Origin of the sequence: Chitinophaga sp., from assembly GCF_035564935.1 — a bacterium.
GTDB lineage: Bacteria > Bacteroidota > Bacteroidia > Chitinophagales > Chitinophagaceae > Chitinophaga.
This window is the reverse complement of record NZ_DATMTE010000815.1, coordinates 1-10,157: the sequence shown is the minus strand read 5'-3', so window position 1 is coordinate 10,157 and position 10,157 is coordinate 1. Positions and strand designations below refer to the sequence as shown.

The following is a 10,157-nucleotide window of genomic DNA, read 5'->3' as shown; positions in this document are numbered from 1 at the left end:
GTCTTTCTACATCAACCGGCCGAAAAACTGCGATTAAGGTAATGAAACTCAATTATATTTTTATAGTCCTATTCCTGCTTTCTTTTTTAGAGATGGGGGAAATATATGCCCAAAGCAGTCTTCGGTCCTATAAAAAAAATTCAGTGCTGGCAACAGGCAGCTGGTATAAAATAGGTATCAGCGCCCCAGGTGTTTATAAAATAGACGCCGCCTTCCTGCAAAGCCTGGGTATTACCGCTTTGCGTTCCGCCGGGCTGCGGCTGTATGGCAGCGGAGGGCAAATGCTGGGAGAGCCCAATGCCGCGCCGCGTTACGACGACCTGCCGGAAGTAGCCCTGCAGGTGGAAGATGGAGGCGACGGCATACTGGATGGCAGCGACTATGCCCTTTTTTATGCTCCCGGGCCACATCGCTGGCTATATAACAGCAGCACCAGAACCTTTACCCACCAGCGGAACCTGTATGCCGACACCGCCTGGTACTATATCACCACCGGAGGAACGGGCGTGAGAATAAGCTCCATCGGCGATGAGCCCGCAGCTGCAGTGCAGGAATATACCTTCGACTTTCACGATTTTTACGAGCGGGACAGCATTAATTTCCTGAATAGCGGCAAACAATGGTGGGGACAGGAGTTCAGTAAAGTAGTGGGACTTACGCACAATTATGGATTTAAGTTACCTGCAGTTCCGGAAGGAAAGGTTTGGGTAAGTATACGGGCTGCAGCCAGGAGCAGCGCGGGAAGCAATTTTAACGCCACTGTAAATAAAGCGGCGGCAGTAACCAATATGTACCTGCTGCCGGTTACAGATAATATTTTTGAGGGCGTGGCTACCGCGGCGGCTGCCACTGGTGGAGCAAATACCGGTGAAGCAGCGCTGGAAATAGGCGTAGAGTTTTTACCGGGCAATATCAATGACCGCGGATGGCTGGATTACCTGGAAGTGAAGGCGCGCTGCACCCCGGTATTGCCTGCTTCGGGGATGCTGGATTTCCGCAGCACCCGGTACGCCGGTACCGGGCAGCCTGGCCGTTTTGCGGTGCATAACGCCAACGCGCAAACGTATATCTGGGATGTTACCGATCCGTTGCAACCCATGGCAATGAAAACTGTTCTGCAGGGAGATTCATTGCTGTTTACCGGGAAAAACGACCAGCTACATGAATACATCGCTTTTAATACCGGGGCTGCCGGGAAACCTGCTTTCGCCGGAACCGTACCGAACCAGGATCTCCACGGTAACGGCCCGGCGGATATGCTCATTATTACTACACGCAGGCTCCTGGCACAGGCGGAACGCCTGGCAGCCATACACAGGGCCGAAGACCAGCTGACGGTGCAGGTAACTACTATTGACCAGGTGTACCAGGAGTTTGCATCCGGAACACCGGATCCTACCGCCATCAGGGATTATGTAAAAATGTTTTACGACCGGGGCCCGGCGCCACGCTTCCTGCTGCTGTTTGGCGCCGCCTCCTACGATTACCGGCAGCGGGTAAAAAATAACACCAATGATATTCCTTCCTGGCAAAGCGAGGCCTCCCTTGATGCCATCCGGTCGTATGTTTCCGACGATTATTTTGGCATCCTGAAAGATGGAGGGGACATCACCGGGACCGGTCAGCCGGATCTGCTGGATATCGGCATTGGCCGCATTCCCGCGCGCAACGAGGCAGAAGCCAGGCTGGCAGTGGATAAGATCCTGCGCTACCGGCAGCCCGCCGCATTGGGCGCCTGGCGTAACCAGGTAACATTACTGGCTGATGATGAAGATGATAACCTGCATTTTGAAGACGCGGAGAAAATGGGGGATATCCTTTGGAGCAGTGCGCAGGTAATGAATACAGATAAGATCTACGCAGATGCCTATCCACAGGAAACAGGCAGCGCAGGCGCGCTTTACCCGGAAGTGAACAAAGCCATTGCCGGGAGGATAAATAAAGGTACACTGATCCTGAACTATACCGGCCACGGCAGTAATTCGCGCCTGGCGGCCGAAAATATAATGGACGGTACCAGTATTAACGACTGGCACAATGAAAACAGGCTCCCGTTGTTTATTACAGCTACCTGCGATTTTGCACCCTATGATGATCCGGGCATTACATCGCTGGGACATAAAATATTATTGCAGCATACGGGTGGTGCTATTGCACTGATGACTACCACCCGCGCGGTTTTTGCGGCCTCCAACCAGCTAATGAACGCCAGCTATTTTAAAGTGGCGCTCACCCCGCTTGCCGATGGGCGTATGCCGGCACTGGGCACTGCTGCTATGCTGGCGAAGAATCTTACTTACAGCAGTTCCGGCGATGCGGTGAATAACCGTAAGTTCCAGTTGCTGGGAGATCCGGCGCTCACCCTGGCATTCCCCGCTTACCGGGTGGTTACAGATTCCATCAACGGGAGGGCTGTTACAGGATTACCAGATACCGTGAAGGGGCTCGGCGCCTACACCGTGAAAGGGCACATCACAGATGCGCAGGGGAAGCCGGTACCAGCTTATAATGGTCTTCTCTATACAACAGTTTACGATCAGCCGGTCCTGTTGAAAACCCGTGGTAATGATGCCGGCAGCCAGGTGGCTGCCTACAGGGTGCAGCAGAACGTGTTGTTCCAGGGAACGCAAACGGTGAATGACGGCAGTTTTTCTTTTACATTTATGGCTCCCGCCGATATCAGGGAGGGGAACAGCAAAGGAAAGATCAGTTATTATACCAGTAACGACCAGCTGGACGGTAATGGTTATTTTGATAATTTCTCCACGGGAGGGCAGGCGCCCCCGCCAGTGGCCGATGTGGCCGGGCCGGCAATAAATGCCTGGCTCGATAACCGCAATTTCAGGAGCGGGGATATTACAGGCCCTGATCCCTTACTGATAGTAGATCTGGCAGACAGCAGCGGCATCAACATTTCAGGGAATAATGACCTTCACAGGCTGGTGGCAATTCTGGATAGTACAGAATATTTTGTGTTAAATGATTATTTTGGGGCATCTTTGAACAGCTATAAGAAAGGTAGTGTACTTTTCCCGTTAAAGGGATTGTCAACTGGAGAACACAAAATTACGGTCAGGGCGTGGGATTCGTGGAATAACGGGGCTACTGCCACCATTTATTTCAAAGTGGCGGAACAGGGCGTACTGGCGGTAGATGATGTAAGGAACTTTCCGAATCCTTTTCATGATGTAACACGTTTTTCTTTTTTGCATAACCGCCAGGGAGAGGAGCTGGAGCTTACATTACAGGTGTTTACATTAGCCGGAAGACTGGTAAAAACCATGCGTAGCACAATAATTTCCACCGCTGGTCGTTTTGAGGGCATGCCCTGGGATGGTCGTAGTGATTCGGGAGCAAAACTATCCACAGGATTGTACGTGTACAGGCTAACTATCAGAACTTCCACAGGTACGAAAGTAAAGGGCGGTAAGCTGATTTTATTGTAGTCTATGCCGGGAAATAATTTTTACCATTATCCCAAATAAACCCCTTTCTATGTTATATTAATAAATAAGATTATTTTTACATCCTTATCAAATACAAAATCTGCATGATCCGAAAGGTAACAATGGGCCTTGTGTTCATTTACGGCACTTTCATAAGTTTACAAACCTCAGCGCAAATTCCTAACCCGGGGCAAACAGATGGTCGTACCAACACCATCAATACCGCGGTACCTTTTCTGAGAATTACACCGGATGCACGCAGTGGAGCCATGGGCGACGTGGGAGTGGCCATATCGCCGGATGCATCTTCTATTTATAATAACCTGTCCAAACTTCCATTTGCAGAAAAGAACGGTGGTTTGTCTGTAACTTATACTCCCTGGCTAAAAGAACTGGTGAACGATGTTTTCCTGGCTACGGTATCCGGTTACACCAAGCTGGATGAACAACAGGCTATTTCCGGTTCATTAAGATATTTCTCTCTCGGAACCATCAACTTTACAGACATTACCGGTACGCCCACAGGGGATTTCCGTCCGCGTGAATTTGCACTGGACGCCGGTTATGCGCGCAAATTGTCAGATCATTTTGGCATAGGCTTAACAGCCCGTTATATTTATTCGAACCTGGCTGGCGGGCAAAGCAATGGCAGCGTGAGCATTAAACCGGGTAAAGCCTTTGCAGCTGATCTGTCTGGATTTTATACCAAGGACTTTGAGAAAGATGATGGCCTGGTAAACAGGCTGAACATAGGGATGGCTATCACGAATATCGGTACCAAAATTTCCTATACCAGTTCTGCCGCCAATAAAGACTTCCTGCCTACCAACCTGGGCATTGGTACGGCTTACACCATAGCATTGGATGAATCCAATCAGCTCACGTTTGCGCTGGACATCAATAAATTACTGGTGCCTACACCGGATTCTGCCGGTTTATATAAGGAGAAAGGTACCATGGAAGGAATATTCAGCTCTTTTGGAGACGCTCCTCTTAAAGAGGAATTTCAGGAACTGATGTATTCTGTTGGTATGGAATACTGGTACAACCAGCAGTTTGCTGTACGCGCCGGTTATTTCAATGAAAACAAAAACAAGGGTAATCGCAAATATTTTACAGCAGGTATTGGCGTTAAATACGACATCTTCGGCCTTAACTTCTCTTACCTGGTGCCTTCAGGCTCGGGAATCCAGCGTAACCCGCTTTCCAATACCCTGCGGTTCACGCTTACATTCGACCTGGGCCCGAGAGATGAAGAAAGCCGTACAGGATGGTAACACATATTTAATCGTTTAATTATATAAATGGTTGAAACAATTGAATCCCTCCGCAAAACGGGGGGATTTTTATATTTATTGGCTTACCTTGCGGATTGGCAAAATGATTTAATTATTACAAACATGAGTAGGATACGTATAGGACTGGGAGTAGATTTCCATCAGTTGACAGAAGGCCGTGAATTTTGGCTGGGAGGCGTGTTGGTGCCGCATCATAAAGGTGCGCTGGGGCACAGTGATGCCGATGTATTGTTACATGCCATTTGTGATGCTATGCTGGGAGCGCTTTCCCTTGGAGATATCGGTGTACATTTCCCGGATACTGATAACACGTACAAGAATATCGACAGTAAAATATTATTGGCCAGGTGCGCACAGCTGATAGGGGAGAAAGGATACCAGGTGGTAAATGTAGACAGTACCCTGTGTTTACAGGCACCCAAAGTGAAACCGTATGTGCCTGAAATGCAGGCGGTGATTGCAAAAATTCTGCATATCAGTACAGAAGATGTATCTGTGAAGGCCACTACCACTGAAAAGCTGGGCTTTGTAGGCCGTGAAGAAGGAGTTACAGCGCACGCGGTGGTATTGCTGGAGCATATCACCCAGTAATTCACCATTCATAATTATTTTAAAATATCTTTGTTCAATGGCGGATATCATTGTGAAAATAATCAATAAGTCGGGTAATGAATTACCGGCCTATGCAACGGCAGATGCGGCAGGAATGGACCTTCGCGCACATCTGGAAACAGCAGTTACCCTGCAGTCGCTGGAAAGGATGCTGATCCCTACCGGGTTGTTCATGGAATTGCCCGCCGGATATGAAGCGCAAATCCGCCCCCGTAGCGGGTTAGCCATTAAGCAGGGGCTTACGCTCCTGAATACGCCTGGTACGATAGATGCAGATTACCGCGGGGAGATTAAGATTATTATGATCAACTTATCCAACGAGCCGCAAACCATACAACCTGGCGACCGTATCGCTCAGATGATTATTGCTCCTTTTGTTCAGGCGGTCATAGAACCGGTAACCGTGCTGACAGAAACCGTTAGAGGTGTAGGGGGATTTGGACATACCGGTAAATCCTGATAAATGCGGATATACTTCACCGTTATAGGGCTAACTGGTATTTTATTAATGGGAGCCTGTAGTGGTGCCAAACAATCAGCATCACGCAAAAACGCCACCATTAATAATTCCACCGTGCTGTCACAGCGGGCGGATAGCCTCTTCTTTGCCGCCCAGCGCTCCAAAATGCTGGGCGACTACCGCACGGCCATCACCCAGTATGCCGATTACCTGCGGCTGAATAAAAACAATGCCACTGTTAACTACGAATTAGCCCGGCTTTTTATAGAAGTACAGAACGCCGGTAATGCACTCATTTTTGCCCGCAGAGCCGCAGCGCTGGATCCGCAGAATCATTGGTTCCAGGTAACCCTTGCAGACGCCTATGCCGTGAATGAGAAATTTGACAGCGCTGCGTATGTGTTTGAAGGCCTTACCAAAAGATACCCCGATAACGAAGATTATCTTTATAACAAAGGAATTTTACTGGCAAAAGCCAATAAACCCGCCTCTGCTCTTGCGGTATTTGACCAGCTGGAAAAGAAGGTAGGTGTTGTGGAGGAGCTTATTTACCAGAAGCAGAAACTGCTGCTGAAAATGAGTATGGTGGATGAAGCGGCAGCGGAAATTAAAAAGCTGATCAGCCAGGAACCGGACGAGATCCGGTACTATTACCTGCTGGCGGAAATATACGACGCAAACGACCGTATACCGGAAGCTGCCACAGTATATCGTACCATCCTGTCCAAAGATCCTGATAATCCAAGAGCGCTCATCGCACTGGCATCTTACGCAAAGAAAAATAATGATACGGTCACCTACTGGAGCAACCTTACCAAGGCATTTGCGAACCCGGGTTACAGTATTGATGAAAAGGTAGCGTACGTATACCCGTACCTGCAAATGATGAATACGGATACGGCCAAGCTGGATGAAGGATTGCAACTCACTTCCCTCATCATCAGGGCGCATCCGGCGGATGCCAAAGCATATGCGCTCCGGGGGGATATGTTTTCACAGGCAGATATGCTGGACAGTGCGGAAGTGAGCTACAAAAAGGCCCTGAGTCTTGACGACAGCCGCTTCTCCGTATGGTATCAGCTGATGTGGATCTATTCGCGTAAAGATGATCCTACCGCTTTACTGGCGCTCAGCAATAGTGTAACCGCCAAATTCCCGAAAGAATTTATGGGCTATTACTTTAAAGGAGTAGCCAGTTTCCTGCTGCAACAGTATCCGGGCGCTATCAGCTCGCTGAATACTGCACTGGAAATAGGTAACGGGGAGAAGAAATTCCTGGGAGATATTTATTCTCTCCTGGGAGACTCTTATCATGCTACCGGGCAGCACCGGCAATCGGACAGCAGTTATGAACGCGCTTTGCTGCTTCGTCCGAAAGATGCGCTGATCATGAATAATTACAGCTATTATCTTTCTTTAAGAGGCGAGAACCTGGAAAGGGCGGCAGAAATGTCAAAACAGTCGCTGGAACTGGAACCGGAAAGTCCCACCTACATGGACACTTATGCCTGGATCCTTTTCCGCCAGGAAAAATTTGCGGAAGCAAAAGTGTGGATTGAAAAGGCATTACAATACCCGGAAGCACAAAAAAATCCGAATGTACTGGAGCACTATGGTGATATCCTGTTTAATCTGAAAGAAGTTACAAAAGCGGTGGAATACTGGCAGATGGCTAAAGACAAGGGAGCATCCTCTGTAGACCTGGCCCGTAAGATCGCTGAAAAAAGATACATTCAATAAGCATTTGCTATAAGTCATCGCTCAATGAAGAAAAAAATAGAAGTCACACTTTTAGTTATAACAATCGGTTTGGGAATGATGGCTTGCCGCCATCCAAAGAAGCTGGCGCGTAGCGCTTTCCCGGCAGCCGATACAAATAAGGTAACCCTCGGGGGCGACAGTGCCGCGAACGCGGAACTATCCCGTTTCACCAGCGAAATGCTGAAGGGCATCCATGCTAATCATATTGAGTTCAATACTTTTTCCGCTAAAATGAAGCTGGCTTTCGAAACAGACAAGAAAAGCCATAATAATCTGAATGCCACTTTCCGCATTAAAAAAGACAGCATCATATGGGTATCCGTTTCTGCGCCGATTGTAGATGAAGTGATCAGGGCAGTGATCACGCAGGATAGCCTTAAAATGTATAACCGTTTGGACAAGCAGTTATTTCTCCGCAAAATGTCGGATGCGGAAGAGCTGCTGAATATACCATTTGATTTCAATACACTGCAGGATATGCTGATCGGTAACCCGGTGTATCTTACAGACTCTGTATACCAGGTAGTAAAAACACCTGCTATCATTTCTTTCAGTTGTGATCATGCAAAGTTTATCAGTCTCTTTAATGTTTTTGCGGATGACTACGGATTACAGCAAAGCAAAGTGATGGATAAAGACAGTACAGGCGCAGCCAGGCGCTCGTGTGAGCTTACATATGGAGATTATACAAAGGTGGCCGGCCGCAAATTCCCTACTACCCGCCGTATTTATATTGAAGAAAAGAATGTTACCAAAGTGGCGCTCGACTTTACCCGGTACGATTTTGATGTGCCGCTCTCTTTTCCATTCAGCATGCCCGCCAGCTATAAGCGTATGTAAAATGTTAATTGAGTAAATGCCGCCTTCATTAAACTAATAAACGTTGTATATTTATTTAATTTGCAGTTACTAAACTTAGTCATGTTGTATTTGAAGAAGATTATCCCGTTTATGTTGGTGCTATGGTTACTGCCAGCCATGTTGGTTGCCCAGAATAATGGGCAGCAGCAACCATCGCGGGAAGAACTGGAGCGAAGAAAAAAGGACCTGCAAAGAGAGATAGATGAAGCAAATGAACAGCTGAAGGAAACCAAGAAGTCTACCAAAGAAAGTCTTGGCCAGCTCCGCGCCCTGCGGGACAAGATCACACTGCGCAGCCGTTTGATCAACAACATTAATGAAGAGATCAATTTTATAAATGGAGATATCAATACCGCTGCGCGGGATGTGAAAACACTGCAGAAAGACCTGGACACCCTGAAGGCCCAGTATGCACAGCTGGTGATCTATGCTTATAAAAACCGTTCTTCCTATGATATGCTGAACTTCGTATTTTCTGCAGAAAGTTTTAACGATGCAGTAAAACGTTTTCAGTATCTGAAGCAATACCGCGAGTACCGTCGCCGTCAGGCAGATAACATTGTATCTACCCAGGAACAGCTGAACCAGAAGATCCAGAACCTGGAATCGCAGCGGGTAAGGCGTTCTGATGCGCTGAAAACAGAGCAGGAGCAGCGTAGTACACTGGAAACAGATAAGAAGGAGAAAGATGAAGTACTGAATAAACTGAAGGGTCGTGAGAAAGAGCTGGTAGCAGATATTAACCAGCGTAAGAAAGATGCCCAGAAGGTACAGCTGGCCATCAGGGCGGTAATCCGCAGGGAAATAGAAGAGGCCCGCCGTAAGGCTGCGGAAGAAGAAGCTGCCCGTCGTAAAGCTGCGGAAGAAAAACGCAAACGTGAAGAAGAAGCCCGTAAAGCTGCCGCACTGGCTGCTGCGGAAAGAGCAAAAGCCGCTGCTGCCGCAAATAATAATAACCCGGCCAATACGCCGGCGCCAACACCTGCTCCTCCGGCAAAAGCACCAGAACCTGCACCGGAACCGGAGAAACCCGTGGCCCGCGCAGAAAACGTACTGGAAGCTTCCCCCGAGGCACTGGCATTGTCTGAAAGTTTTGAAGCCAATCGCGGTAAACTGCCATGGCCTGTGGATGCAGGTAATATTATCGAGCATTTTGGTATTCACCAGCATGCCGTAATGGAACATATCCAGGTGCCTTCCGATGGTATCGTGATTGCCACTAATAAAGGCGGCGCCGTGAAATCTATTTTTGACGGGGAAGTGAAATCCGTAGTGGTAATGCCAGGCTCGGGATATGTAATTATTATCCGTCACGGACAATACTTTACCACATATGTGCGTTTGCAAACTACCAGGGTGAAGAAAGGGGATAATGTGAAAACGGGCCAGGTAATTGGTACCGCCAGCACCAACGATATTGAAAATACAGGCGAGGTGGAACTGCAGATATGGAAAGGCATTACCAAACAGAATCCTGAGCAGTGGATCCGCAGGAGATAATTTAAAATAACTGAAACTATACGAGATAAAGCTGGAAGCATTTTAAGGATGCTTTCAGCTTTGCGCTTACTAACCAAATGTACTTTTTTTGAGAAAGTTGATCCCTCTTTTGATGGCTCTATGGCTACTGCCTGTGCTGTTGTATGCTCAGCGGGGTAGTAAGCAATCGCGCGCGGCACTGGAAAACCGTAAGCAGGAGCTATTAAAAGAAATAGCAGA

The 10,157-nt window shown here is 48.1% G+C and carries 7 protein-coding genes; all 7 read left to right on the top strand.

Annotated features, from left to right (window positions below; translation table 11 throughout):
- The first annotated feature begins 143 nt into the window (after positions 1 to 143).
- The 7 genes from porU (at position 144) to VN105_RS21305 (ending at position 9,938) form a co-directional block, all read left to right on the top strand.
- Positions 144 to 3,446, top strand: a complete 3,303-nt coding sequence (gene porU, locus VN105_RS21335; protein WP_325643994.1) for a type IX secretion system sortase PorU — start codon at positions 144 to 146, stop codon at positions 3,444 to 3,446.
- 104 nt (positions 3,447 to 3,550) lie between these two features.
- Entirely contained in the window at positions 3,551 to 4,723 is a 1,173-nt protein-coding gene (gene porV / locus VN105_RS21330; RefSeq protein ID WP_325643993.1) for a type IX secretion system outer membrane channel protein PorV, read from the top strand.
- Positions 4,724 to 4,846: 123 nt separating this feature from the next.
- The gene (ispF, locus tag VN105_RS21325; protein ID WP_325643991.1) at positions 4,847 to 5,335 is read left to right on the top strand and encodes a 2-C-methyl-D-erythritol 2,4-cyclodiphosphate synthase; all 489 of its coding nucleotides are present in this window, start codon (positions 4,847 to 4,849) and stop codon (positions 5,333 to 5,335) included.
- Between the two features lie 37 nt (positions 5,336 to 5,372).
- A complete protein-coding gene (gene dut, locus VN105_RS21320; RefSeq protein ID WP_111579902.1) occupies positions 5,373 to 5,816 on the top strand; it encodes a dUTP diphosphatase in 444 nt (147 codons plus the stop codon).
- A gap of 3 nt (positions 5,817 to 5,819) precedes the next feature.
- Positions 5,820 to 7,556 carry a tetratricopeptide repeat protein gene (locus VN105_RS21315; protein WP_325643987.1) on the top strand — a complete coding sequence of 579 codons (1,737 nt, stop codon included), beginning with the start codon at positions 5,820 to 5,822 and terminating at the stop codon, positions 7,554 to 7,556.
- A 24-nt stretch (positions 7,557 to 7,580) separates the two neighbouring features.
- A complete protein-coding gene (locus VN105_RS21310) occupies positions 7,581 to 8,417 on the top strand; it encodes a DUF4292 domain-containing protein (protein WP_325643985.1) in 837 nt (278 codons plus the stop codon).
- Positions 8,418 to 8,507: 90 nt separating this feature from the next.
- Entirely contained in the window at positions 8,508 to 9,938 is a 1,431-nt protein-coding gene (locus VN105_RS21305; RefSeq protein ID WP_325643983.1) for a murein hydrolase activator EnvC family protein, read from the top strand.
- Positions 9,939 to 10,157 lie beyond the last annotated feature (219 nt).